The following is a 23,917-nucleotide window of genomic DNA, read 5'->3' as shown; positions in this document are numbered from 1 at the left end:
ATGGGGTTTTTATGTACTGCTTCGCATCTACCAGAACGGAATCTAGTAGTAATTCATTGCAAGTGAAATTCAGCAGCAAAATATTTAGTATCTCGTGTTCCTGAACTGTAGTTAAACGTGATTGGGAAGTACGAACCACATTTAATTAAGGGTGCAAGAAGGTGTAGCCTGGATTGAGGGGCAGGGTAGCAAAGCCTCAGGATCTTTCTGTAACTGTTACTTCGGAGTAGTGTGGCGCTGGCATGGCAACGACTGAACGCAGACCTATTCTTTTAGATTTCGAAAAGCCCTTGGCAGAGCTAGAGGCACGGATTCATCAGATTCGTGAACTTGCAGAAGAAAATGACGTCGATGTGTCTGATCAGATCCGTCAGCTTGAGGCGCGAGCTTTGCAACTTCGCCAAGAAATTTTCAGCAGTTTGTCTCCTGCCCAAAGGCTTCAAGTAGCACGTCACCCTCGTCGACCTAGCACCCTTGATTACATTCAGGCGATTAGTGACGAGTGGATGGAGTTGCATGGCGATCGCGGAGGCACCGATGACCCTGCTTTGGTCGGAGGTGTAGCTCGGTTCGCGGGTCGGCCTGTGGTGATTTTGGGGCATCAGAAAGGGCGAGATACTAAGGACAACGTGGCTCGCAACTTTGGTCAGGCAGCACCCGGTGGCTATCGCAAAGCCATGCGATTGATGGAGCATGCCGATCGCTTTGGCATGCCAATTTTAACCTTCATTAATACGCCTGGAGCTTGGGCTGGTTTAGATGCTGAGCGCTTTGGGCAAGGGGAAGCGATCGCCTATAACCTACGGGAAATGTTTCGGCTAGACGTGCCGATTATTTGTACCGTGATTGGTGAAGGTGGATCTGGTGGTGCTCTGGGGATTGGCGTCGGCGATCGCCTGTTAATGTTCGAGCATTCTGTATATTACGTGGCTAGCCCTGAAGCTTGTGCTTCAATTCTGTGGCGAGATGCTAGTAAAGCTCCTCAAGCCGCAGAAGCCCTAAAAATTACGGCCTGGGACTTGAAGAGTTTAGGCATTTTGGACCAACTCTTGCCAGAACCGATCGGGGGCGCACACTCTAGCCCCTTAGAAGCGGCTGCAACTTTAAAGCAAGCTCTCCTACAGCATTTGGAAGATTTGAGCCAAATGACGAATCAGCAACGGCGAGAACTGCGCTATCAAAAGTTTCGTAATATTGGTGTTTTCTTGGAAGCCACAGCATAGTTGATTCCAGACTGCTTAGCTCAACCTCGATTCTGAGTTTAAGGCACAAATCTGCGCTAACCACTACCTAGCTAGGGAGCTTAGATCGCCCACGAGTAGGCGGCCTCGATTCTGAGTGATATAATTCACGAGGTAACATTTTTTTACATTTCCTCGGTGGCTTCTAGATGCTTCACCACGGAAGTGCTCGTTTTGGTCGCGCCTGCAACCACTAACTACTTGAGGACAAGAGGGAAATTCTCAAAATTCAACGGGAGTGAAATGGTCTCAAACAGGGAATCCCCTCGGTTGGCTTTAAAGCTGTGGTTGTGCTGCGGCAACGATTAATTTGCTTACTAACTACTTAAAAATTGCATCAGCGAATCTCAAGTTTCCGATAGCTTAGATTGCTGGAATTGATGAGAGCGAATCAGGATATTTCATGGCTTCTCTAATAGAACGGCACGCTCTGATTACAGGAGCGAGCAGTGGAATTGGCAAAGCAACGGCCTTAGCGTTTGCCGAAGCTGGGATTCATTTGGCGTTGGTCAGCCGCTCTGAATCGAAGTTGGCGGCGGTCGCCGATGAGGCGAGACAGGCAGGCGTTACAGTGAAAACTTATCCGCTGGACTTGTCTCAAGTAGACCAAGTGAAAGAGCGCATGAGTGCGATCGCAGCAGATTTTGGCCCACTAGACATCCTGATCAATAATGCTGGCATCGCCTACACCGGTAGTCTAATGGAAACTCCATTGAATGACTGGCAACAAGTGCTAGATCTCAACCTGACAAGTGTGTTTCAGTGCATCCAAAGCATTTTGCCTAGCATGCGCGATCGCCAACAGGGAACCATCATTAATGTGGTGTCCATTGGAGGACAGCAGGTTTTTCCCAACTGGGGAGCTTACTGCGTCAGTAAGTTTGGCCTCATGGCCCTCTCCAAAGCCCTAGCGGCTGAAGAACGAGCTAACGGTATTCGTGTCTCTGCTATTTGTCCAGGCTCAGTTAACACACCGCTTTGGGATACTGAGAGTGTTCAGGCTGACTTCGACCGCTCGGCGATGTTAACACCAGAAGTTGTGGCTCAAGTAATTCTACAAGCCGTGCTTTTACCCAAGCAGGCTGTGATGGAAGAGTTAACCTTGATGCCCAACGCAGGAGTGTTTTAAGTTTTTCCCACTCCTGATTCAGCAACACCCACTTTGCAGCTACAAAATCTCTAACTTATGACTACTGCTTCTTCCAACAGTGCTACCGGCTCTAACGTACCTACTGTGTCTGATTCCATAACCCCTGAAGTTCGGCCTGATCGCAATACACTTCATGGTCAAGAGGCCAAAGTAGTTCCTCCTGCGGATAACGAACTCAAGGATGAGATGGCAGATGCCGTCCGGACTCTTTTGCTAGGGGTTGGAGAAGATCCGGAGCGAGAGGGATTGCTGAAAACTCCCAAGCGAGTGGCAGATGCTATGCGCTTTCTTACGAGTGGCTATACCCAGTCTTTAGAGCAACTGGTGAATGGTGCCATTTTTGATGAAGGCCACAACGAAATGGTCTTGGTGCGAGACATTGATGTTTTCAGTCTCTGCGAACATCACATGTTACCGTTTATGGGCAAAGCGCATGTTGCTTACATCCCCAACCAAAAGGTGGTAGGTCTGAGTAAATTAGCTCGGATCGTTGAGATGTATGGCCGTCGCTTACAAGTGCAAGAGCGCCTAACTCGTCAGATCGCTGAAGCGGTACAACAGATTTTGGATCCCAAAGGTGTGGCTGTTGTCATAGAAGCGACTCATATGTGTATGGTGATGCGGGGTGTGCAGAAGCCAGGCTCTTGGACAGTCACCAGCGCGATGGTCGGTGTGTTTCAGGATGACCAGAAAACTCGTGAAGAGTTTCTCAACCTGATTCGTCATCGTCCTTCTTTCTTCTAAAGCACCATTCTGGGTGACCTAACCCCCAGCCCTTCCCTAGCAGGGAAGGGGAGCAAAATAAAAAAGGTAGGGGTGAGTCTAACTGACCCCTATTTTTTGTGTTTGTTGAAGTTGGTGAAAGAGTTGAGCCACCTGGGCTAAATCCTTGTCGCCGGGCGATCGCTCAACTCCACTTGAGAGATCGATACCGTCGGGTTGTAGCTGAGCGAGTGCTTGAATAATATTGTCTGGGTTTAAGCCGCCAGCTAAAAACCAAGGACAAGCGGGCGCAAATTGTTGCAAGCTTTGCCAGTCCAGGGTGACACCTGTGCCTCCTAGCATTCCAGGGTGATAAGCATCCAGTAGAAGGGTATGAACGTGACTATAGTAAGCGGCGGCTTCCTGGAGTGCTGCTGCCGTTTTGATTCTGAGCGCTTTAATCACTTCTGTGTCTGGTAATGTCTCACGTACCTGAGCACAGAATTCTGGGGTTTCTGCGCCATGCAGTTGAACAGCGTTCAAGCCAGCGATCGCGACGACTTGACTAATCTCAGCTAGCGTTGCGTTGGCAAACACGCCAATCCGATCTACTAAGTGACCTGTTTGGGGATTAAGGGGTAACTGCTCTACTACCTGACGAATTTGATCAGCCGAGACATAGCGAGGGGAAACTGGAACACAAATGAACCCTAAAGACGTTGCTCCCAGTTCTGCGATCGCTCGCCCTTGGTCTGGTTTGGTAATGCCGCAAATTTTAACCCGCATGCTGACTTGTAAACCCGTTAAGTAGGTTGTCGGTAAGATATTTAACCAAGGTTCAGGATTGATCGAGGTGGTTGCGATCGCGATCGGTTGCCGAAACTGTTGCGGATTTGTAGCAAAAGTTTAGTGGACTGTTAACTCTTAAGACAAATCCTAATTGTTTAGAAGGCTCTTTTTATAATCCTTCTTGTTTGTATAAGTTTATCAATGCAGGAGACGAAATCTTGCTTTATCCGACCTTGCTAGCGCTACAGGTGGCCTCGGCTCGCTCCACTGATTGGAGCCCCACTATCGGGCTAATTATGACTGCTTGCTGCTTATTTGCAGTTGCGATCGGTCGCTTTGCGATCAGAAAGAAGGGTGTAGGTCCAAAACTTCCTGTCCAAACCCCTGCTCTCTTTAGCAATTTTGGCGTTCCTGAGTTACTCGCCACCATGAGTTTTGGTCATATCTTAGGTGCAGGCGTCATCCTAGGGCTCACCAATGCAGGTGTTCTCTAGACTCCGCACTTTTTGAAACTCTCAATCTAGTTCAGGTAGTAGCGCTCAGCCTTGCGAAGTTTCTTGACAGGCTAGCACTACTACTTTTTTTTGCCTATTTTCTAGCTGCTGATTATCTACGGCACCGCTAGCCTGATGTTTCCGTGAGCCATTGTCTATGCTAGTAGGGAGAGGGCTCTAGCTAGATGGTTGTTTCACAAAATTAGTACCGCATACATCGACTGAGCCTGACTTAGCTGCACATTTAGGAAAGGCAGCGCAGAACAATGGGGCTGGGTTTTGGCCGCATTGATCAACCTCAATTTAGGAAATTCCTATGCAGGCAGGCTGGCGAATCGGATCTGTATTTGGTATTCCCCTCTTTATCGACCCCAATTGGTTGTATGTTCTCGCGTTCTTTTCGATCCTCAACAGCGAGAACTACCTCAAACAACAATCCTGGAATCCAGCTTTTGCTTGGGCTGCGGGTTTCATGCTCGCTCTATTATTGTTTACCTCGGTACTGCTACACGAATTGGGTCATAGCCTGGTAGCACAGTCGCAGGGAATCAAAGTTAACTCAATAACGCTGTTTTTGTTTGGAGGGATTGCCTCCATTGATCAGGAATCTAAAACTCCAGGCAAAGCGTTTCAGGTTGCCGTTGCGGGGCCTGCGGTTAGCCTCAGCTTATACCTGCTGTTGCGAGCGATCGCGCATATTCTACCAACTCAGAGCGTGGTTGCAGTCGTCACCGCTGATCTATCCCGCATCAACTTAGTTTTGGCCTTGTTCAATTTGATTCCTGGACTACCACTGGATGGAGGCCAAATCTTTAAGGCGGCGGTGTGGAAGGCGACAGGCAACCGATTTCAAGGTGTGCGTTGGGCAGTGCGGTCTGGCCAAACTTTGGGCTGGTTTGCCATTATCCTCGGAATGTTCGTTGTCTTTTTGGACTCAGACTATTTCATTAGTGGATTGTGGGTAGCTTTTCTGGGTTGGTTTATCTTGCGGAATGCTAGCGCTTACGATCGCATGACTGACTTGCAAGAAGCCTTGATGCAGATCAAAGCCGCAGATGCGATGACCCGAGAATTTCGGGTAGTGGATGCCAATCTCACCTTGCGTCAGTTTGCGGATGACTATTTGCTAGAAGTTGCTCGACCTCCCACTTACTTTGCCGCCTCAGAGGGGCGCTATCGCGGAATGGTGGCGGCTGATGACTTACGCCAAGTGGAGCGGAGCCAATGGGAAAACCAAGCCCTACAAGCGGTGTTGCATCCATTGACAGCAATCCCTGCGGTCCAGGAGTTTACTACCTTGATTGAGGTGATTAATCAGATGGAGACTCAGCAGATTAACCGGATTACCGTATTGTCTCCAGCGGGTACTGTTGCAGGTGTGATCGATCGCGGCGATATTGTCCGGGCAGTCGGCAATAAACTGAATATCCAAGTGTCTGAAGCGGCAATTAAGCGAATTAAGGAAGAAGGGAGTTACCCTCCAGGCTTGCCCTTGCCTGCGATCGCTCGGACAACCGCAGAATCATTTTCTCTAGAAGCTAACTAACCGCTACTGGCCCAGAGCCAGCGGGTGATTGGCTCAGCTCTACTTGGGTCCTGACAGCTTGCCACTCCGCGTCTGAGAGCGGTTGCGGCACTAGTTGCACTCCAAAGCAGCGTTGCAATGCTGTGACTAAGGCTTCTATAAGCGTTTGAGTCAAGGCTTCTCCCTGTAAAGATAAAGGCAACTTTGGCAAACGCAGGTTATCGGGTCCAAATACTTGGGCAAAGAGAGTAGCATCGGGTTTTAAGCGCATAGAGCCATGCTGTAGAATTGCAGACCCTCGGCGTAGCTGGGCACTACCAATCAGTTTTTCGCCGTTCGGCAGAACTAAATCTGCGCTAGTGGCTGTGCCAAAGCAGTTGGGATTGTGAATGTAGCCTCGGCCCGCCTCGCCGTATTGCAACTCAACGCCAAGCGATCGCCAGCCCTGAATCAAAAACTCGCAAATGGCTTGGTATGCTTGCGTGCGGTTGCATGGAAAACTGGAAGTAATCACGGCATAAGTTAAGTCGCCTTGATGCAGCACAGCGCGACCGCCAGTTGGTCGTTGCACCAACTCTAATGGCCTTTCCTGCCAAGTAATTTCTTGCCACTCAGTAGGCCACTGCCGCTGATGAAAGCCCAAGGAAATCGCCGCTGGAGCCCAAGTGTAAAACCGTAAGGTGGGAGGGTGAAGTCCTAAGCAATGCTGACGAAACAGCCAAGCATCCAAAGCCATTTGCACTCGGCCTGGCGCTTGGAATGGGGGAATGAAGCGCCACGGAGTTGCAGACTCAAGCGGCACTAAACTCAGCTTGGAGGGCGTCGTCGTTGTCATCGGCAATAGAGGCGACCACAGTAATGGCGCGGGAGATTTCACCCGGAGATAACTCTGCAACGGTGCGGGTGGCCACAACGACAACTTGCTCATCAATCAGAGCAAAACGAGCTTCAAAGGTGTCGCTCCAGTTCATCTCCAACAATTTGCGGAGAAGCTGGGCTTCATTTTGCACAGGCAGCTTCAAAATCTGCGCCCAAGTGGTAAATGTGTCGTCGTCCGTGTTGCCCGTGAGTTGGACAAAAACTTCGACGCTACCATACTTAAATTTCCACAGATGGCCGCTCTCGGTATGATTGACCATCGCGCTTTGGTCTTGATCCAAACTAGAAATCACTGTTTCAATCACATCTGCGTGATTGTTCTGAGTAGAATCCTCGATTAGCTCGTTAACCAGCTGATTGCTAGATAAACTCTGGGTTGAGACAGCTTCCGCATCGGGTTGATAGTTAGTCATAGGAGTTCCTGCTCAGTAGAGTAGATCGGCGTGACGCAAGTACCAATCTACCTCACGTCTCGTCGGTTGTCGCTACCCCAACTGTAGCTTGTGAGGGATTTTTCAATCACGGAATAATTCAAGTAAGGGCAGGTCTTGTGCCCACCCTGTCACCCAGTAGGGCAACCACAAGGGATTGCCCTTACAGGCAGCATTTCATAATGTGCTAATGCCATTATGTGCGTTTAGGCGATCGCCAGACCGCTAGGCGGTGGCTTTGGCGTTTTCCGGCTTGCTGGTGCTTGGTTTGCTGATGCCACTGATAAACATGGGGACAAATTTTTGTAAGAAAGCTTGAGGGTCACGCTTCCAAGCCCGCTGCACTACGTCAATCCGGGTTTGTTGCAGATCGGGTGCCAGTAGGGTTTGGGGCAGTCGCTCCATCAGGTATTGAGGGCGTTGCCACAATGGCATGGTCTCGGCGATCGCCATCAGTTTCTCCACCCGACGAATTTCAGCCCCCAACGTAATGTCCATGCCTGATTCAAAGGCAGCTTGCTCAACAGCTCCATACTTGCGCTTGGCTAAATCTACCTTCTGGGCATGTTCTGGACTTTTGCGAGCCAGTTCTGCCAGCCAGCGGTTACCCCAGCGTACATGCCCCGCTTCCTCAGGCAAAATCCGCTCAATGGTTTCCCGGATTTTGATATTTTCCTCAGTTTGCGGAGCTTTTTTCAAAGCATGAATGTGAGCCGAAAAATACTCGCAACCGCGCTTTTCAGTGACGTTAATGGCTGCTAGTACCGAAATCAAGAATTCATCGCGATCGCGTCCTAGATCCACAGCCTCGCTATCAAGTAAGCGCTCAAACTCTTGAATATAAGAAGAACCAGGTGGCAAGCCGACATTGGCACCCAAGTCCACCAAGAGATCCGTCAGCCACATGGCATGCCGAGCTTCATCAGAAATATGCCGAGAGAGATCGCGGATTAGCTCCGGAGGTTGCCCATCCAACTGTTCGATTAAATCAGTTAAGTCTTTGCAACTGCGCTGCTCACTATAGCGGTAGCGGTTGAGAGTGACTAAATGTAGCTCGCGATCGCGCACTACTTGGCTCAAAATCTCGCGTGCGCCCAGCGTGTTGAGCAGCTTGCGAGGATAAGCAACAGTCATACTTTTTATGTGGTTTTGTAAAGCAACTCTCTCATCCTAGCGTAGTCATTCCTGGCTCAGCCTAGAAAATTGATGCGCTATGCGAGCCATAAAAAAGCCACCCCGTAGAGTGGCTTGCAAACTACCGGGAGCGGTAGCTAAAAAACTAGATGTTCAGGGCATTCAGGAGATTAGACATCGTAGTAGAGCGCGAACTCGTAGGGGTGAGGCCGTAACCGCATGGGGTTGACTTCGTTGTCGAGCTTGTACTCAATCCAGGTATTGATAAAGTCTTCGGTGAAGACACCACCCACAGTCAAGAACTCATGGTCTTCTTCCAGAGCCTTTAGGGCATCGAGCAGAGAGCCAGGGGTGGAAGGAATCTTCGACAGCTCTTCAGGGCTGAGGTCGTAGATATCCACATCCAAAGGCTCACCCGGATCGATTTGATTCTTAATTCCATCGATACCCGCACAGAGCATGGCTGCGAAAGCGAGGTAGGGGTTAGAAGTCGCATCAGGGCAACGGAACTCCAAGCGCTTCGCTTTGGGGTTAGTGCCAGACAGCGGAATCCGGATAGAAGCAGAGCGGTTACCTTGGGAGTAAGCCAAGTTTACAGGCGCTTCAAATCCAGGCACCAAACGCTTGTAGGAGTTAGTGGTGGGGTTGGTGAGAGCCAACAGAGCAGGAGCATGCTTGAGGATGCCACCAATGTAGTGGAGAGCCATCTGGCTCAGGTTGGCGTAGCCATCACCCCAGAATAGAGGCTGACCACCTTTCCAAATGGATTGGTGAGTGTGCATACCAGAACCGTTGTCGTTAAACAAAGGCTTAGGCATGAAAGTAACGGTTTTACCGTGACGCTTGGCGACGTTCTTGATCACATATTTGTAGGTCATCAAGTGGTCTGCGGCGCGAACCAAAGTGTCGAAGCGGAAGCCCAGTTCGCACTGACCGCCCGTAGCAACTTCATGGTGATGCTTCTCGATGGGCACGCCGCACTCAGCCATCACCAACAGCATTTCGGTCCGGATGTCTTGCAGCGTGTCGGTGGGCGCAACGGGGAAATAGCCTTCTTTGTAGCGAGGCTTGTAGCCCAAGTTGCCGCCTTCTTCTTTGCGACCAGAGTTCCAGCGACCTTCTACCGAATCCACATGGTAGTAGCCTTCGTTCTCGGTTTGGTCAAACCGTACATCTTCAAAGACGAAAAATTCTGCTTCAGGACCTAAATAAGCGGTGTCACCAAGGCCCGTGGAGGTGAGGTAATCGACTGCTTTTTGAGCAATGGTGCGCGGACAACGGCTGTAAGGCTCACCCGTTCTAGGCTCTTGGATGCTGCAAATAATGCTGAGAGTAGGCTCAGCCATGAACGGATCAATCCAAGCGGTGTTTGGATCGAGCACCATTGACATGTCTGATTCATTGATGGCTTTCCAGCCCCGGATGCTGGAACCGTCGAAGGGCACCCCGTCGGTGAAGCTGCTCTCATCGATTTGGTCATGATAGACCGTGAGGTGCTGCCAGGTTCCGGGCATGTCAATGAATTTAAGATCAATCATCTTGATCTGTTTTTCTTTGATCAGATTCAAGATGTCTTGTGCAGTCGCCATGAATTACTCCTTAATGTCTGGGCAAATCTAGGAAGGGAGAGGTCTGCGAGCGATGGAGGTCAGCCAGGTGATATAGATGGAGCACAACCTGATTCAGAACTGCACTGCCTCAACGGTGTGACAAAGGTAGGGCCGAGACATGAGCAGTCAGCCAATCCCAAAGTCACTAGCGGTTGATGGGTGATCAGTCACAACTTTTACTTGATGATTCCTGCGACTCGTTATTTCTAGAGGCACTTTGCATTTTGCAATGTTTGCGGCGTCTTTTAGCACACACTCATCGGCAGGGTTGGTTATACCTGAATCATCCTAAAAACAGGGTTGGGGATAGTTTGTATCCTTTGCTACCAAACTCTCTTGAAGCTTACCAAAATACGGACGAAATTACTTTTGTCGTTGTCCTCCTTCAGCCTTCTCTTGAAAAATGAAAAATTGTAGCGGAATTGACAGTTTTTCATTTTTAGGCTGAGTTGGCCCTTAAAATAGTATCAGAAGCTACAGTTCCGTATTTCTAATCACTATGATTTTTGAAACTGATTTTGACCAACAAGAGGCCCTGAAATATCGGCCAGGCCAGAAGGTTGAGCTGAAGCATCAGCCAGGTATGGTGGACGTGATTGCCAGTTACGACCCGATGATGGTGCCGCCCATTTTTCTGGTGAGTGACCCTATGCCTCGCTACCCAGAAGAATTGCACGTTTTGCCAGCTCCAGCCCTGAGCCGCAATTGGCTGAGTTTCTCTGGACAAACTCAGTATCCGGCTTGTTCTTTGGGCGATCGCGAAGCATCACGGCGGGTGAATCGTGAAGTGTCACGTCAAGCGAACCGTCGAAGTCAGCAGTCAACATTCGGTCAGCGTTCTAAAGACAAAGTTTGCTCTTAAATCTTTAACCTTACTAATTCCTACTATTTCTAAATGTTGAGAATAGTAGAAAATAAGGCACATAAAACTTAACAGATTAGAAGCCATTCAGCTCGAATTCAGCGCCAATTACGCTGATCTTGCCGTGGTAAACTTAACCCTAAATCCTAATGCACCAGCCCGACTCACGGTTGAAGTCAGCGCTGCGCTAGGAGTACAGAGTCATTTTGTGCAGTAAGCTGTAGCAATTGCATGGGCCATCTTCAACCTATTAAAACGTCAGCGTTTAGTAGCTAGAATGACTGACTATTGACAGGTTGACGCGGGTCAAAACATAGCAAACACGTATAGGAACCACTTAGGAGAGTCATTTCATGCGGGACGCAGTGACAAGCCTGATTAGAAACTACGACATTACGGGCCGATATCTTGATCGGGACGCCCTTGACTCACTGAAATCCTACTTTGGCAGTGGCACAGCTAGAGTTCAGGCTGCAGCGGTCATTAATGCGAATGCTGCCACCATCGTCAAGCAAGCAGGATCGCGCCTGTTTGACGAACTTCCAGAATTGATTCGTCCTGGTGGTAATGCTTATACCACTCGTCGCTATGCCGCCTGCCTGCGGGATATGGACTACTACCTGCGCTATGCCAGCTATGCTCTGGTCGCAGGAGATATGGACGTTTTGGATGAGCGAGTTTTGGAAGGTCTACGGGAAACCTACAACTCTCTAGGAGTTCCCATCGGCCCCACAGTGCGTGGCATCCAATTAATGAAGGACATTGTCAAAGAGCAAGCAACCGCCGCTGGTATTGCTGATCCTGCCTTTGTGGATCAACCCTTTGACTACATGACTCGCGAACTCAGTGAACAGGACGTTTAATTGCTCGATTAACCCCTAGGTTTTGGGGTGAGTCTTGGCATTCAGGTTTGAGTTAGATAGGGGTAGGTTTGGGAGCAAAATTTGCGAGTGGGCAAAGGTTGTTGCTGAGCTTACCCCTATTAGTTTTGCCCTTACTACTTTTTAAGTTTTGGCATTTGTTGCCAGGATTAAAGGTGCCGGAAGTCTAACTCAGCATCCAGTTCTAATACCCAAACCACATCTCCCTTAACGCTGCTAGTAATAACAGTTTGATCACCACGACGACTCAGCCTAGCAGCAACCTCAAGTGCTTGGGCTCGGTCTTTAACAACTTTGAAGAAGCTGTAATACTGTCCCTCGACTGCAATGGCTGACAATCGGTGCTCCAAATCCGGGACTCGGATATGGCAGGGACGATATTGGTTGCGAGATTCCAAAACTTTAGCTGTTGCTGGGCCTTCTCTATTGCCCGTTGTCTGTGCCGTGGGTGCTAAATCAGTCTGAGCCGGAAGATCTAGATAAGCCTCTCGCTCTAAGACCCAAATTGCATCCCCTTTGATAGTCGCCGTAATAACAGCTTCTTCACCTTTATTGGCGAGACGGGTGGCGATCTCTAGAGCTTGCTGTCGCTCTTTCACTAGCTTAAGTAAGCTATAGAACTTACCATTCACACGGATTGCAGCAACGCGAGCGTCTAAGTCGGGTACGCGGATGTGGCAAGGCTGATATTGAGTTCGAGACTCTAAAATGCGAGGTGGAGGATTCACGGTCGTCTGCGAAGAACCTTCGGGTGGCATGGTGGAAGATGAGATAGCCCCAAAAGCTTTATTTTATAGGTGTTCCTTCATTTTAATTTTTTAGTGCAGTTCCTTGGCTAAGCAACGACTCGATACCTTACTTGTAGACCTAAAACTCTGTGACTCTCGACAGCAGGCCCAGCGCTTGATTCGGGCAGGAGAAGTCAGAGTGAACCAGCAGGTCGTGGATAAACCGGGTACCGAGATTGACCCTACGGCTCAGATTGCTGTGAAGCAGCGATCGCCCTACGTGTCTAGAGGCGGCGAAAAACTAGCCAAAGCCCTAGAAGCGTTTCCCATTGAAATCACTGGTCGTGTCTGCTTAGATGGCGGTATTTCTACAGGCGGCTTTACCGATTGTCTGTTGCAGTCAGGAGCGCAGAAAGTGTACGGCATTGATGTTGGCTATGGGCAAGTAGCCTGGACCTTGCGCCAAGACCCCCGTGTGGTCCTCCGAGAGCGCACCAATCTCAGGCACTTAAAACCAGAAGAGCTATACGAGCAAAGTCAGCCTGACGCAGATCTCGGAGTCGCCGATGTCTCCTTTATCTCCTTAACGAAAGTATTACCCGCCCTGTGGCAATTGCTCAAAGAACCGCGAGAGGCAATTTTGCTTGTGAAGCCACAATTTGAAGTGGGGCGATCGCGCGTTGGTAAGAACGGCGTAGTCCGCGACCCCAAAGACCAAGCGGAAGCGATCGCCCAAGTCATCCAAACTGCCCAAGCCCTCGGTTGGCACTACCAAGGCTTAACTTGGTCCCCCCTACAAGGCCCAGCCGGAAACATCGAATACCTTTTATGGCTAAGTATGAGTGCATCCACTCCTATTCCAGATCTAGGCGCGATCGTCCAGATCACTAAAGCGGCTCAGCAAGAACTTACAGGAATGAAGGATGAGGGATGAAAAGAGGAGACAGGAACTAGGAGTCAGAAAGTAATAATTAAAAACCAACAGCTACCACAGCCTAAAACTCGAAACTCCCACCATTTAACTCGTTTGGAGGGGGTCTGGGGGACGCAACCGTCCCTCAGCGGGGGTTTGGGGCGAGTGCCCCAAGCCTTGGTAACTCAGCTTCACTAGCTACCCCAAAAACTCCCCAATCTCCTGCCGCAAGCGATAAACAATCGTGTTCGGCTCAATTTGGCTCAAAATATCTTGAATCACCGTATTTGGCCCTTGTGGTCCCCAAGTACAACCTTGCTCCAAATACACCTGAGCCGCCCGCCCGATCGCGTAAGCTCCATACCCTGCTGCCGCTGCTTGCACCACAGCTACCCCAGCATAAGCAGAAAAGTTGGCTGGGTTCTCACCCGAAGCGATCGCCACCGTACTCTTGCCTAAACCCAACAAAACGCCACTGCCCAACTCACTGAGCAGCAAACTGCCAGAACTAAGCAAAATAGTTTTCCAAAGCTTCCCAGCTTCATAGCGAGTCATCGGTAGGCCATAGAGCCGCGCCAACTCTCGAATTAGCGCTAAATCCGCCACCACACCCCCCGCTAAATCCAAAAACGCGATTGGATTTAAGGCGATTGCCATTGCTTTATAGCGAGTGAACTTCCAGATCAATGCCTCCGCTTCCGGACTGCATAGCTCAATGGTCGTTTGGGCAATTTTGGTTTCGGCTTCCCGCGCTTGCCGCAGGGCATTCAATGCTAGGAGCGATCGCCCTTCCCGGTTCAACAACGTCAGCAGCTTGTCTTGCAACGGCTCAATCTGGGGTGGGGGCGATTCCCACTCATAGGTGATACGACCATCGGGCCACTCTACCCGCACTTGCAACGGGGCAGGCTCAGCCGCCACCATGACAATCTCCTCAGTCGAGAGCAATTGCTGGAGGCGTCGGCTGTCTTTGGTGTTCGCTCCTAGTTGTTGTAGGTTTTTATAAATCGCTTGGCGATCGCGATCGGGATACAGATCAATTTTGTTGAACACCAAAAGCAGCGGTTTTTGAGCATCCCGGAGTTCGCACAACGCTTGATACTCAGTCTGGGTAATATCGCCAGAGACCACGAACAAAATCAGATCTGCTTGGCGCGCCACATCGCGAGCCATTTTGGCCCGAGCCTGTCCTTGCACCTCATCCAAGCCAGGCGTGTCAATTAATTCGACTTGCACCTTGCTGTCTGCATTCGGCACCCAACGCACCGAGCGGGGCCATTGCGTAACCCCATTCAGCGGACCCGTTTGCAAAACTTTTTGGCCTAACAGAGCATTCAATACGGCTGACTTCCCGCGACTTACCAACCCAAAGGTGGCAATCCGGATCACTCCTTGGTCCAGCTTATTCAGGGTGGCAGCTAAGCTCTCTAGCTCTGTTTGCAAAGCCGCTTGTAACTCTAAATTGTTAGGCAGCTTAAATTGCCGCAAACGGTGGGTATGCCGTGCCAAGATTTCCCGTAGGCTGGCTCTAGCTCGACTGAAATGAGATTCTTGTGGAGTAGAACGGGCCGAACTGGAAGCAGACTGAGCGTTGTTAGGGGCGTTAGGTTGAGAGGAGGGAGGATGACTCAAGGCTAGTACTGGAAAGACTGACCGCAGATCTATTCTCCTCTACTAGCTCCAATTCGTGGCTAGCTAGCTGTAGGTTTGGCAACGGGATAGATGCCAATGGTAAGGCTGGCTCTGTAGCAGCGATTAATTGCAATTGAGGTTGTGGCTGAGGAGAGGGATTGGGAGTAAAGCGCTCTGTCACCTGCTTCACTAGAGCTTGGAAGAGACTCACTTGCTGGTTTTGCTGGAATACGGTTTTGAGAACTTGAGTGAGGCGATCGAGACTGAGGGGATTTTCCGCCTCTGAGCGAATCGAGGCACTTTGTTCCTCAAAATATTCACTCAAACTCAATCCAGCCAAGCGAGTTAAATAAGCAGCACTAGCACCTTGCACAGCCCCACCTGCCACATAGGTAATGGCATGGCTCTTGAGCACGGTACCGATCGCCTGGGTAGACAGCTCTACTAACCCTAATTTCAGCAGCAAACCAGCCATTGTCTTAGCAATGGTCTGCGCCTGTTGTAAGGAAAACTTTTGCTGATAAATGGCACTCAGGTCTAGGACTAGCTGAGCATTAATGGCGCTGGCGGCTAAGAGATCTAGAGCGGGGACTGGGCTGGCAAAAGCCGTGGCTGCGGCGATCCATTGGTATTGCTCAATCAGCGGCAAGGCCCGATCGCGGCGAACCTGATTTAGAACTGCCTGCACCTCAGCCTTCAAAGCGATCGCGCTCCGCCAAGTGGTTGCCCAAACCAATTGCTGACTCTCCTGAGTTAACAACTGCTGCAACCGCTCGGAGAGTAGATTGATTTCGGGTTGGGGCTGTTCCATCCATTCCTGCACTGACCCATCGGCTTGGTGTTGGCGCACTTTCAAAGGGCTAGGAACTGCCGCGATCACGACTACATCGGCACTACTTAAATAATCTTGAGTGCGCGTTTGCAGTTGCTTGAGCACCAGCGATCGCTCAGTGGGTAAATACTGATCTTGCTTATTCAGAACTAGAAGTAAGCGCTGATTAGCTGTAGCCAGTTGTTGCACCACCTGCAACTCTGACGCAGTCAAGTCTCCTACCACCACAAAGATAACTGCGTCTGCGGTTTGCGCCTCAGCGATCGTATCGGCATCGAGGGTGGAAGTTTCTGCTGCGAGCAGGGCAGGTAAATCTTGCCAAGAAACAGATGGCGGTAAAGACAATCCTTGTGCTTGCAGGACGTGAACCAAAGAAGTTTTGCCCACCGCTTGTCCCCCCACCACGGCAACTCGAAGTGCCTGCCGCTCTAATTCCGGAGTTAAGGCTTGAAGCTGCGCTTTTAGGGTTGGAATCCGGGCAATGGTTTCCGGGCGCACCTTGTCTAAGGTGGCTACTTCAGCTTGTAACCGCTGAATTCTGTCTTCAACTTCCGTGAGGCTTTGCTCAACCTGTAGACGGCTCACAGGAGACGCTGGAGCAGAAATGGGAGCAATTTGAGCGTTAGGTTTCTGAAGAAACCAAAGACCTGTCCCTGCTGCGATCGCTCCTAGGGTGACTAAACCGCTGACCTCTGCCAACGAGTGCGCCATACTCTCTAGAAACCACAGCCCAAAGGTAAGCCCTACTCCCCCGACTAAAACAGGTCGCCGCCACAGGACAGTCATAGAATTACCAGCAATTGATAAAAAGTTTTTGTTAGCAGTTCTAGCCTGACTAGTATCACTTCTGCGGCGAAAAATTCCACGCCTGACCAAAAGTGTTACGTGCCCAGCTTCACATTGCCCTTGATACCTCTATTCTACGGGTAGGACTCTGCTTCTAGAGGGTGTAGTCGGGTGGCTAACAAATTCAAGACAAAAATAAAGCCCTGTAGCGATTAACTACAGAGCTTTATTTTTATTTGGTGGCGGGGCATGGATTTGAACCATGGACCTTCGGGTTATGAGCCCGACGAGCTACCAGACTGCTCTACCCCGCGTCGGCTTTATTAATATAACCAAAAGCTTCTGAGATTGCAACCCCCAATTTCTAAATTAGGGATAATTCACCCAAAACGTCTAAACGCTTGAATGAACTCAGGGTAATAAAGCTCTCGGTTAGAGTCTCTGCGATCGCCGGTGTCACCCAACCCAGCTGCTTCAGAATGTGAATTGCTGCTGCGTATTTAGCTCGCTTAGCTCCATCCACTACCTTAATGGCTAGCCCTAAGCCTTCACCCACTCGACCAATGCACTGCACGCCTTCAGCACCCGATTTGCTGACCAACTCGCCTTGAGTCAGACGCATGACCTCGGTGTCAAACTCGCCCTCTCCCGCCACCATATTTGGGTGATGGGTCATGGCTCGGACAATTCGCTCCATATCTAAACTGCTGCCAGAGGCAAGCTGGGCATAGAGAGTCGCCATTTGTCCCAACTGCAAGAAATAGGTAGGAGCACCACAGTCATCGCGTGCACCTATAAATTCCTCGGCTGGCATGCGGAGCAGCTCGGCAACCTTAGCCAAAATCAACTTCTGAACTGGATGATTGCGTTGTAAATAATTAGACAGCGGCCAGTTGCGTTGTTGACAGACTGCTAGCATCCCAGCATGTTTGCCAGAGCAGTTGTACTCCAATGGGCTGCGCTTGCCTTCAGGAGTTGGGCATTGCAGCGCCGATGGATCAATGTCGCTCCGCCACAGGATATTAAAAGCCTGCCGCACTTGCTCAATCGTGCCCTTGTGCGAGCTACAAATAATCGCTAAATCTCGATCGGTCAGGTTGTAGCGCTCTAATGTGCCCGTTGTGGTTATAGATAGCGCCTGAAACGGCTTGAGTGCAGAACGCACAAAGGTAGCAGTTTCTGCATTGCCTGCAACTGACAACACCCGCCCTCGGTCATCACAGGCGACAGCTTGGACGTGATGGCTGGACTCGACCAAACCTTCACGCAGTAATCTAACTTCTAGCTCAGCGGCTTGAGTTCGTTTTCCCCTAGTCATGGCTAAGACTGTGACATACTCCAGTTCCCAAGGCAAGCCTAGCTTACAGAGCTATAACACTTGCAATATTTTGGTTAATTTTTGTGGGACTAATTTTGTCGGCTAATGTTCTGGGGCTTAGATTTGGGGCTTAGAGGTATTGCCAAACAATGCCACCACAACAGAAAAGCGCGATGAGACCTCCGAAGCTGCGCTGTAAACGCCGTAAAACCGGTTGAATTTCGTAGCTGACAATTAAGCGATCGCGCGTCAGCACTTCCGGCGGCTTGGGCCAATATTGACCGTCATACCAACCAGATTCTTCGTAGAAGACAGTTTCGTTGAGGAGGCGATCGCGAATATAACTCCAGCCCAAATATAGGCGGAGTAAAGGCAGCGCCACCATCAAGCTGGCCCCTGCTGCACCGCTGAGCGCAAACTGCACTGGATGCTTCACCCAGGAAAAGCTGTAGGTTGCTACTGGCCCAACCACAACCCAACTGCAAACCCAAATCCAGAGCATTGTGGTGAAGTAAGTTTGCAGAGGTAACGTAGCCCAACGGAAAAACCAAGACTCCTTCAAGTCTTGGTATTCGTTGAGCGGTTGCTGCTCAGAAGGAACGGGACAAATAGGGGTAGAAATATCCATAGGCAACACTAGCAAGTGCAGAGGCTACCCGAGAGCCATCTAGTCCCTTTAATTTACCTAATCCTTTGCCAACGTGGAAAATTCAATTTTTTCCGCATGGCCCCAAAACGCTTCAAGATTATAAAATTCTCGCTGCTCTGGCATAAAGATGTGAGCAATAACATCGCCGTAGTCTTGCACCATCCAGGTACCATCGCCTTGGCCTTCTGTGCGGAGTGGGAAGCGTTGGGATTCTTCCTCTACCTTGTCCTCAATGGAGCGTGCGATCGCCCGCACTTGGACGCTGGAGAAACCTGTGACTAGGACAAAATAATCTGCTAAGTAGGAAACCTCAGAGACTTTGAGGATGACAATGTCAGCTCCCTTGCGATCGTCGGCAGCTTCAGCAACCATCAAAGCCAATTGCTTACTGGTATCTTGCTTCGCCACATCAGCCGGTTGAGATGAAGTAGCAACCGCTGGGTAAGAACGTACTTTGAAATCGGTCATTATTTAGTTCTCAATTCCTTGTGTAATAACAGAATTCGTAGGATGCGATCGTTTCAAGAACCAATTGCGCGTGAGAACAGTTCGAGGATGAATTAGCCGATGGGTATTGAGAAAATACTTCAAAGAATAGTCACAAGTTAAGTAAACTGCTTGGTGTAAATCCTGCAAACTGCTTTGTCGCAAGGCCTCTAATTCAGGATTCTCTCCTCGTCCTGGCTCTAAACTATCTGCTAAAAAAACAACACAACTCAATAAACCCATTCCAGGTCTACCTAATGTGTGGTCACAGATAGCTTGCAAGACTTCTTCGTCCTCAATCCCAAACTCATCTCTAGCTACAATGGCACTTGCGGGTGCATGAAGTAAGTGAGGATGGGCCGCTTCTACAGGGTCTATCTCTAAACCCTCAGCTTCAGCCATTTCTAGGAGACGTTGGGGCTTGAAATACTTTGCGAGATCATGCATCAAGCCTGCCTGGGCTGCTCTCTCTACATCTAAACCATGATGCTGAGCTAGCTCTACAGCAGTTTGCTCCACTCTCAAAATATGCTTGAGCCGCGCGTCAGGCACATTTTCTGCTAGCCAACTCAACACCCGTTCGCGTTCTACTATACCTGGCTGATAGTCAATGCCAGGAGGGGGAGGGCCAGAAGCATTTGAAGAGTGATTAGAAGGACGATTGCCCAAACTAGAAGATGGTTTGACCTGCAAAATTTTTGAGGAAAGATTTATTCAATCTGCTTCCCATTTTAGCTGAATTATTGGTATCAGCACCTAAAGTTAGGGGTTTGTAAACCGTACAAAAATGCCCAGATACCACGATACCTGGGCTAACACTGGTTTTCAGTGTGAAGTTTCTCTCCTAGAAGATTTAGAGATCGACCAAGGATTTTTCAGTCACGAGTTCTGGTAAAACAGGACGCTTATTAGAAGCGTTTGCTGCCACTGTCTTAAACAGAGCTTCATACTGGTTAAGTGCTTGGTCAAAGGCATAGCGCTCAACCGCAAACTGTCTACCTTTCTGGCCCAGCAGTTGGGCTTTAGCAGGATTGGCGTGCAGTTCCAAGATGGCGGCGGCCAGTGCTTCAGGACTTTCTGGCTCAACTACAACACCTCCCCCGCTTTGCTGGACTGCTCTAGCAGCCGTTCCAGTGTCAGGAACGGAGGCAATAATGGGGCGACCACTCGCCAATAGCACCTGGGTTTTGGATGGCATATTGAAAGAGATCACATTGCTCTTTTGCACAATCAAGCCAATGTCAGAGGCGGCGAGCATTTCCGGCAATTTCTCTCGTGGTGCAAAAGGCAAGAGCAGTACATTATCTGCCCCTCGAGATTGGCAGTAGTTTCGCAAGCCTTGCAGCGCTTTTTCCTCACCTACAATCACTACAGCGATTTCGGGAATGTGGCGTAGGCGGGTAGCGGCTTCAACGACTGTTTCTAGTCCTTGGGTCAGCGCGATATTGCCAGAGTAGAGGACGACGAACTTGTTTTCGAGTTTATGGGCGACTCGAAAGGCATTGTTTTCTTTAGGCAGGGGTCGGATGAAGTTGACATCCACCCAGTTGGGAATGCAGACCATCTTGTCTGGATCAACTCCCTTCGCGGTGAGGTTATCCACGAACCCCTCCGTAATCACGCTGATTTTGGTGGCGGTGCGATAAGCAAATTTTTCTAGGGCTGAGAAGACACGAATCATGGTCTTACTCTTCAACAGCCCGACATGCACCGCTGCATCCGGCAAAATATCTTGTAGATTCAGTACCACTGGGCAGCGTCGTATCCAGCCGAGTAGCGCAGCAGGAACACTAACGGGTAAAGGTGGAACCGTGAGCAAGATGACATCAGGCCGCCAACCGCGCATGGCTTGCAGGAAGCTGGTCAAGACAAAGCTGCCATCTAGGAGAATGCGATCGAGTAAACCAGGCTTTGGCTTCACCCAAACAAAACTGCGTTGGATTGTAACTCCGTTTTTTTCTTCAGTGACATACCACTTCCCTTGATATTCGTCGTAAATGCGACGTTGGGGGTAGTTGGGCATGCCAGTGACGACGCGAACTTCGTGGCCTCGTTGCACCAATCCTTCTGCCAATTCGGTCATTAAGGGGGCAATCCCGATTGGCTCTGGATGGTAATTATAGGAATAAATTAGAATTCGCATAGTCGCTAAACTTAGATCGTTCTACGGAGCTGCGAGTCCAACGCACACCTTCAGAGTTTGCCTATATTGCATAGGACTCTAGAATGTTGCTGCGTCCTCACTAGCAACTTAGCGATAGATCACATACTTAAGAAACTTTAATGGTTATGCTTCAGCGAATCTTTTTGTAGGATTTTGTTCTTTTAAAGATCCGATGAACCTTCCCTCTAAAAGCGGCTGTTTTTCTGAGTAGGGCCACTGAACCTAGAGACACCCCGAATTTTGCGCTGTTTGGTCGTCTACAATGGGTTTTCCCTGCTAACGGCAATTGTTGAGATGACCGCTGACACCGCCACAGCTCGCTTGGTTGAAGTCTTTTCAGCTATCCAAGGCGAAGGACTAAATGTAGGCACGCGCCAACTTTTTATTCGGTTTGCCTTCTGCGATTTACGTTGCTACTTCTGTGATAGCGCTCATACCTGGACGGCCCCTGCTACTTGTCAAATTGAGCGATCGCCTGGACTACGAGATTTTGAGACGCATCCCAATCCAGTGTCTTTACCCACTTTATTAGACTGGGTGCAGCGGCAAAATCAGCCAGGACTACACGACAGCATTAGCCTAACTGGAGGCGAACCTCTGCTGCACGCAGCATTTCTAGCCGAATTTTTACCTCAAGTGCGTCAGCAAACAGGACTGCCCATTTATCTCGAAAGTGGCGGGCATCGCCCTGAACAGTTGGCAATGATTTTGCCGTATCTAGATGCGGTGGGCATGGATGTGAAGCTACCTAGCGTCAGTGGTGAGACTTTGTGGCAAACTCATGCCGAGTTTCTCCAACGCTGTCATGATGCCTCGGTAGAAGTGTTTGTCAAGGCGATCGCCTCCCAAGCCACCAAACTAGAAGATTTAGAGCAGACGGCTGAATTAGTAGCTGCGGTGGATCCAGCGATTCCAGTCTTTCTTCAACCTGTAACTCCCCTAGATGCTGCTCACTCCCTGGGTCATGATTTTTCGCCACCCACTCCCGATCAAGTTCTGACCTGGCAAACTCTGATGAAGCGCTATTTAAAGCAAGTTCGGGTTGTCCCCCAAACTCATAAAATGTTGGGCCAACTGTAAGGGCGAACGCCGTTCGCCCCTATAAGAATCTGTAAGGCAGAGTTAGGGAGTTGGTATAAGTTAAAACGGAGCTGAGTGTTTCCCCAACTCCGTTTAAGTCAGCCAAAAAGTCTCGGCAACGGGGCGCAATGATGAATTTTTTACAGTTCCGGACGGCTACCCTTGGCTTTGGCTTTAGCTTTCGCTGCACTGCGCTTCAAAGCTTCCAAACGGGCTTCGTATTTGCCTCGTTGCCGCTTCTTGGGAGTTTGATCAATTAAAGCTTTGAGGGCACTGCCTAGACTCTTGTAAGCATTGGGTAAGCTGTAGCCGAATCGAGTTGCTAGGGCGATCGCCTTCTCATCGGCATCGATCGCTTCTCGGACTGTACGCTCGTTATTGTTCTTCTGGAACAAGCGGTAGCCCGAAACCCCACACAATCCTAGGGCTAGCAGCAACAGCAACCCATCTTGGACCCAAAGTTCTCCTACAGCGCCACCCAGACCAATGGCTAAAGCTGCCATTTCCCAACCATCTTTGGGGATTGTATCGTTCTGGATGCGAGCGACTTCGTGCCAAAATAGTAAGTTACGCTGATCGATCGCTAGTTGCTCCCAGCGAATTAAGTCAATCTGAATTTCAACTTGATCCTTGCCAATCTCTTCAGCCGTAATCAAAGGAGGGTTAACAGTTGTGGCTCCCTCCACCATGACCCAACTTTGCAGTTCAGGGGGTAGCAAGGCTTTTAAACGCCGGAGTTCGCTCATCTCGGCTCTGGTCGTGGAGGTTGCATACGATGTCATAGTCCGGGCCTTGGCAACTCGCAACAAGAAAAGATACTACTTTGGAGTATAGCCGTCTTTCTATGCCAATAATTCTCTGCTTATCTAGTTAATCTAGGGCATTAGACGAGAATTACATCAGTAAGAATAAACTAGCGATCGCCTCCGCCTTATTTATTATTTACTCAGACGGAAACGTACCGCGTCGCTTCCTAGCTTCCATTGCTCGCTCTAACAGCTCCAAAAGTCCTGGTGCTTGTTCTTGCAGCGCCAACAGTAATCTCTCTCCTTCTTCTTCGTAGCCTGGATCTTGCCCAGTCTCCATCACAGCTTGCAATCGTGGCATCGCCACTTCATCTACGATTTGCACTAACCCTGCTAAACAGCGGTTAAATTGGCGTTCTGTCAATAGAGAATCTTCGAGAGGGAATTCAATGATGGCTCGAATTTCACCATCAGACGGATCGTATTCCCATTGCAGCATCTTAGTTTCCCAAGAGATGCACAACATGGTTTGCAGGATGGCATTTTTGTAGGGATGATTTTGGATGTCCGAAAGGACTTGAGGGGCAAACAGCTTAAAGAATTTGCCCTCCTCGTCTAGCTGAACCACAATGACGAAGTTTTCTACATTGTCCGCCTCAACGCCTGTAACGATGCGATAGTCTGCTTCATCAAGATCGTAAGTCCAACCTTTGTTATCTAAATATTTGGCAATCTGTTGCAATGTCGCGCCCATAGGTGCCTCATCGGTGATTCGCTAAGCAAGCGGGTGAAATCAAAATGCTTAATCCTCTGCCCTATTGAATTTATCTGAGAAGAGGTAATCAGACAAAACCCCCACCAAGGGTGGGGGCAGAGCAGAGGCAT

General features: G+C 49.7%; 24 protein-coding genes and 1 tRNA gene. 9 read left to right on the top strand and 16 right to left on the bottom strand.

What is annotated here, in order from left to right; all coding sequences use genetic code 11:
• The first annotated feature begins 242 nt into the window (after nucleotides 1–242).
• From accA to folE, 3 genes are all read left to right on the top strand, one after another.
• The gene (gene accA, locus H6F72_RS10885) at nucleotides 243–1,223 is read left to right on the top strand and encodes an acetyl-CoA carboxylase carboxyl transferase subunit alpha (protein WP_190434653.1); all 981 of its coding nucleotides are present in this window, start codon (nucleotides 243–245) and stop codon (nucleotides 1,221–1,223) included.
• A gap of 421 nt (nucleotides 1,224–1,644) precedes the next feature.
• Entirely contained in the window at nucleotides 1,645–2,370 is a 726-nt protein-coding gene (locus tag H6F72_RS10880; protein ID WP_190434650.1) for an SDR family oxidoreductase, read from the top strand.
• A 57-nt stretch (nucleotides 2,371–2,427) separates the two neighbouring features.
• Nucleotides 2,428–3,135 (top strand): GTP cyclohydrolase I FolE, encoded by a 708-nt coding sequence (gene folE, locus H6F72_RS10875; protein WP_190434647.1) that lies wholly within the window; start codon nucleotides 2,428–2,430, stop codon nucleotides 3,133–3,135.
• A 78-nt stretch (nucleotides 3,136–3,213) separates the two neighbouring features.
• On the opposite strand, the gene H6F72_RS10870 is transcribed toward folE, so the two are convergent.
• Nucleotides 3,214–3,879, bottom strand: a complete 666-nt coding sequence (locus H6F72_RS10870) for a phosphoribosylanthranilate isomerase (protein ID WP_190434643.1) — start codon at nucleotides 3,877–3,879, stop codon at nucleotides 3,214–3,216.
• A 188-nt stretch (nucleotides 3,880–4,067) separates the two neighbouring features.
• Between H6F72_RS10870 and psaK the strand changes: the two genes are divergently transcribed.
• Together psaK and H6F72_RS10860 are read left to right on the top strand one after the other, a co-directional pair.
• Nucleotides 4,068–4,376 carry a photosystem I reaction center subunit PsaK gene (gene psaK, locus H6F72_RS10865; RefSeq protein WP_370527479.1) on the top strand — a complete coding sequence of 103 codons (309 nt, stop codon included), beginning with the start codon at nucleotides 4,068–4,070 and terminating at the stop codon, nucleotides 4,374–4,376.
• 316 nt (nucleotides 4,377–4,692) lie between these two features.
• Nucleotides 4,693–5,922, top strand: a complete 1,230-nt coding sequence (locus tag H6F72_RS10860; RefSeq protein WP_190434636.1) for a site-2 protease family protein — start codon at nucleotides 4,693–4,695, stop codon at nucleotides 5,920–5,922.
• Here H6F72_RS10860 and H6F72_RS10855 read toward each other — a convergent pair.
• The 4 genes from H6F72_RS10855 to glnA form a co-directional block, all read right to left on the bottom strand.
• A complete protein-coding gene (locus H6F72_RS10855; RefSeq protein ID WP_199299028.1) occupies nucleotides 5,915–6,736 on the bottom strand; it encodes a biotin/lipoate A/B protein ligase family protein in 822 nt (273 codons plus the stop codon). The two genes, H6F72_RS10860 and H6F72_RS10855, sit on opposite strands and share 8 nt — an antisense overlap.
• Nucleotides 6,693–7,193: a YbjN domain-containing protein gene (locus H6F72_RS10850; protein WP_190434633.1), complete on the bottom strand. Its 501-nt coding sequence runs from the start codon at nucleotides 7,191–7,193 to the stop codon at nucleotides 6,693–6,695. The genes H6F72_RS10855 and H6F72_RS10850 overlap by 44 nt, the downstream gene beginning before the upstream one ends.
• A gap of 243 nt (nucleotides 7,194–7,436) precedes the next feature.
• Complete coding sequence (locus H6F72_RS10845) at nucleotides 7,437–8,345, bottom strand: ferritin-like domain-containing protein (RefSeq protein ID WP_190434629.1); 909 nt, start codon at nucleotides 8,343–8,345, stop codon at nucleotides 7,437–7,439.
• Between the two features lie 170 nt (nucleotides 8,346–8,515).
• Complete coding sequence (gene glnA, locus H6F72_RS10840; RefSeq protein WP_190434626.1) at nucleotides 8,516–9,934, bottom strand: type I glutamate--ammonia ligase; 1,419 nt, start codon at nucleotides 9,932–9,934, stop codon at nucleotides 8,516–8,518.
• A gap of 520 nt (nucleotides 9,935–10,454) precedes the next feature.
• Between glnA and H6F72_RS29705 the strand changes: the two genes are divergently transcribed.
• A complete protein-coding gene (locus H6F72_RS29705) occupies nucleotides 10,455–10,817 on the top strand; it encodes a hypothetical protein (RefSeq protein ID WP_199299027.1) in 363 nt (120 codons plus the stop codon).
• A gap of 353 nt (nucleotides 10,818–11,170) precedes the next feature.
• Nucleotides 11,171–11,680: an allophycocyanin subunit beta gene (gene apcB / locus H6F72_RS10830; RefSeq protein WP_190434623.1), complete on the top strand. Its 510-nt coding sequence runs from the start codon at nucleotides 11,171–11,173 to the stop codon at nucleotides 11,678–11,680.
• 167 nt (nucleotides 11,681–11,847) lie between these two features.
• Here apcB and H6F72_RS29700 read toward each other — a convergent pair whose 3' ends face one another.
• Entirely contained in the window at nucleotides 11,848–12,456 is a 609-nt protein-coding gene (locus H6F72_RS29700) for a hypothetical protein (RefSeq protein WP_199299026.1), read from the bottom strand.
• A gap of 73 nt (nucleotides 12,457–12,529) precedes the next feature.
• On the opposite strand from H6F72_RS29700, the gene H6F72_RS10820 reads away from it, so the two are divergent.
• Entirely contained in the window at nucleotides 12,530–13,360 is an 831-nt protein-coding gene (locus H6F72_RS10820) for a TlyA family RNA methyltransferase (RefSeq protein WP_190434620.1), read from the top strand.
• Between the two features lie 177 nt (nucleotides 13,361–13,537).
• On the opposite strand, the gene H6F72_RS10815 is transcribed toward H6F72_RS10820, so the two are convergent.
• The 8 genes from H6F72_RS10815 to H6F72_RS10780 all read right to left on the bottom strand — a co-directional run bounded on the left by H6F72_RS10815 (nucleotide 13,538) and on the right by H6F72_RS10780 (nucleotide 21,185).
• Complete coding sequence (locus H6F72_RS10815) at nucleotides 13,538–14,971, bottom strand: GTP-binding protein (RefSeq protein WP_190434617.1); 1,434 nt, start codon at nucleotides 14,969–14,971, stop codon at nucleotides 13,538–13,540.
• Nucleotides 14,943–16,589 (bottom strand): DUF697 domain-containing protein, encoded by a 1,647-nt coding sequence (locus tag H6F72_RS10810; protein ID WP_190434614.1) that lies wholly within the window; start codon nucleotides 16,587–16,589, stop codon nucleotides 14,943–14,945. The genes H6F72_RS10815 and H6F72_RS10810 overlap by 29 nt, the downstream gene beginning before the upstream one ends.
• Nucleotides 16,590–16,826: 237 nt before the next feature.
• Nucleotides 16,827–16,903, bottom strand: a tRNA-Met gene (locus H6F72_RS10805).
• Between the two features lie 50 nt (nucleotides 16,904–16,953).
• Entirely contained in the window at nucleotides 16,954–17,907 is a 954-nt protein-coding gene (locus H6F72_RS10800; protein ID WP_190435073.1) for an asparaginase, read from the bottom strand.
• Between the two features lie 130 nt (nucleotides 17,908–18,037).
• The gene (locus tag H6F72_RS10795) at nucleotides 18,038–18,535 is read right to left on the bottom strand and encodes a CGLD27 family protein (protein ID WP_190434611.1); all 498 of its coding nucleotides are present in this window, start codon (nucleotides 18,533–18,535) and stop codon (nucleotides 18,038–18,040) included.
• Nucleotides 18,536–18,592: 57 nt separating this feature from the next.
• Nucleotides 18,593–19,024 carry a ribosome silencing factor gene (gene rsfS, locus H6F72_RS10790; protein WP_190434608.1) on the bottom strand — a complete coding sequence of 144 codons (432 nt, stop codon included), beginning with the start codon at nucleotides 19,022–19,024 and terminating at the stop codon, nucleotides 18,593–18,595.
• Between the two features lie 3 nt (nucleotides 19,025–19,027).
• On the bottom strand, nucleotides 19,028–19,735 hold the full coding sequence (yqeK, locus tag H6F72_RS10785) for a bis(5'-nucleosyl)-tetraphosphatase (symmetrical) YqeK (RefSeq protein WP_370527478.1): 708 nt from the start codon (nucleotides 19,733–19,735) through the stop codon (nucleotides 19,028–19,030).
• A gap of 160 nt (nucleotides 19,736–19,895) precedes the next feature.
• A complete protein-coding gene (locus H6F72_RS10780; RefSeq protein ID WP_190434603.1) occupies nucleotides 19,896–21,185 on the bottom strand; it encodes a glycosyltransferase family 4 protein in 1,290 nt (429 codons plus the stop codon).
• A 315-nt stretch (nucleotides 21,186–21,500) separates the two neighbouring features.
• Here H6F72_RS10780 and H6F72_RS10775 point away from each other — a divergent pair, with 315 nt between their 5' ends.
• A complete protein-coding gene (locus tag H6F72_RS10775) occupies nucleotides 21,501–22,286 on the top strand; it encodes a 7-carboxy-7-deazaguanine synthase QueE (protein WP_190434600.1) in 786 nt (261 codons plus the stop codon).
• Between the two features lie 140 nt (nucleotides 22,287–22,426).
• Here the strand turns inward: H6F72_RS10775 and H6F72_RS10770 are convergent, their stop codons facing one another.
• Together H6F72_RS10770 and H6F72_RS10765 are read right to left on the bottom strand one after the other, a co-directional pair.
• The gene (locus H6F72_RS10770; protein ID WP_370527488.1) at nucleotides 22,427–23,032 is read right to left on the bottom strand and encodes a DUF3318 domain-containing protein; all 606 of its coding nucleotides are present in this window, start codon (nucleotides 23,030–23,032) and stop codon (nucleotides 22,427–22,429) included.
• A 196-nt stretch (nucleotides 23,033–23,228) separates the two neighbouring features.
• Entirely contained in the window at nucleotides 23,229–23,786 is a 558-nt protein-coding gene (locus H6F72_RS10765) for a hypothetical protein (protein WP_190434592.1), read from the bottom strand.
• Nucleotides 23,787–23,917 lie beyond the last annotated feature (131 nt).

It is taken from the genome of Trichocoleus sp. FACHB-46 (assembly GCF_014695385.1).
GTDB lineage: Bacteria > Cyanobacteriota > Cyanobacteriia > FACHB-46 > FACHB-46 > Trichocoleus.
Note: the sequence above shows the minus strand (reverse complement) of the source record. Positions and strands in the feature narration are given on the sequence as shown.

Bases quoted from the DNA above. Each gene is read 5' to 3' on its own strand.
- H6F72_RS10870 (WP_190434643.1), bottom strand. From the start codon at position 3,879: ATGCGGGTTAAAATTTGCGGCATTACCAAACCAGACCAAGGGCGAGCG.
- glnA (WP_190434626.1), bottom strand. From the start codon at position 9,934: ATGGCGACTGCACAAGACATCTTGAATCTGATCAAAGAAAAACAGATC.
- H6F72_RS10845 (WP_190434629.1), bottom strand. From the start codon at position 8,345: ATGACTGTTGCTTATCCTCGCAAGCTGCTCAACACGCTGGGCGCACGC.
- apcB (WP_190434623.1), top strand. From the start codon at position 11,171: ATGCGGGACGCAGTGACAAGCCTGATTAGAAACTACGACATTACGGGC.
- H6F72_RS10880 (WP_190434650.1), top strand. From the start codon at position 1,645: ATGGCTTCTCTAATAGAACGGCACGCTCTGATTACAGGAGCGAGCAGT.
- H6F72_RS10800 (WP_190435073.1), bottom strand. From the start codon at position 17,907: ATGACTAGGGGAAAACGAACTCAAGCCGCTGAGCTAGAAGTTAGATTA.
- H6F72_RS10855 (WP_199299028.1), bottom strand. From the start codon at position 6,736: ATGACAACGACGACGCCCTCCAAGCTGAGTTTAGTGCCGCTTGAGTCT.
- H6F72_RS10765 (WP_190434592.1), bottom strand. From the start codon at position 23,786: ATGGGCGCGACATTGCAACAGATTGCCAAATATTTAGATAACAAAGGT.
- H6F72_RS10810 (WP_190434614.1), bottom strand. From the start codon at position 16,589: ATGACTGTCCTGTGGCGGCGACCTGTTTTAGTCGGGGGAGTAGGGCTT.
- folE (WP_190434647.1), top strand. From the start codon at position 2,428: ATGACTACTGCTTCTTCCAACAGTGCTACCGGCTCTAACGTACCTACT.
- H6F72_RS10795 (WP_190434611.1), bottom strand. From the start codon at position 18,535: ATGGATATTTCTACCCCTATTTGTCCCGTTCCTTCTGAGCAGCAACCG.
- rsfS (WP_190434608.1), bottom strand. From the start codon at position 19,024: ATGACCGATTTCAAAGTACGTTCTTACCCAGCGGTTGCTACTTCATCT.
- H6F72_RS10780 (WP_190434603.1), bottom strand. From the start codon at position 21,185: ATGCGAATTCTAATTTATTCCTATAATTACCATCCAGAGCCAATCGGG.
- H6F72_RS10775 (WP_190434600.1), top strand. From the start codon at position 21,501: ATGACCGCTGACACCGCCACAGCTCGCTTGGTTGAAGTCTTTTCAGCT.
- H6F72_RS10860 (WP_190434636.1), top strand. From the start codon at position 4,693: ATGCAGGCAGGCTGGCGAATCGGATCTGTATTTGGTATTCCCCTCTTT.
- H6F72_RS29700 (WP_199299026.1), bottom strand. From the start codon at position 12,456: ATGCCACCCGAAGGTTCTTCGCAGACGACCGTGAATCCTCCACCTCGC.
- accA (WP_190434653.1), top strand. From the start codon at position 243: ATGGCAACGACTGAACGCAGACCTATTCTTTTAGATTTCGAAAAGCCC.
- H6F72_RS29705 (WP_199299027.1), top strand. From the start codon at position 10,455: ATGATTTTTGAAACTGATTTTGACCAACAAGAGGCCCTGAAATATCGG.
- H6F72_RS10850 (WP_190434633.1), bottom strand. From the start codon at position 7,193: ATGACTAACTATCAACCCGATGCGGAAGCTGTCTCAACCCAGAGTTTA.
- H6F72_RS10770 (WP_370527488.1), bottom strand. From the start codon at position 23,032: ATGAGCGAACTCCGGCGTTTAAAAGCCTTGCTACCCCCTGAACTGCAA.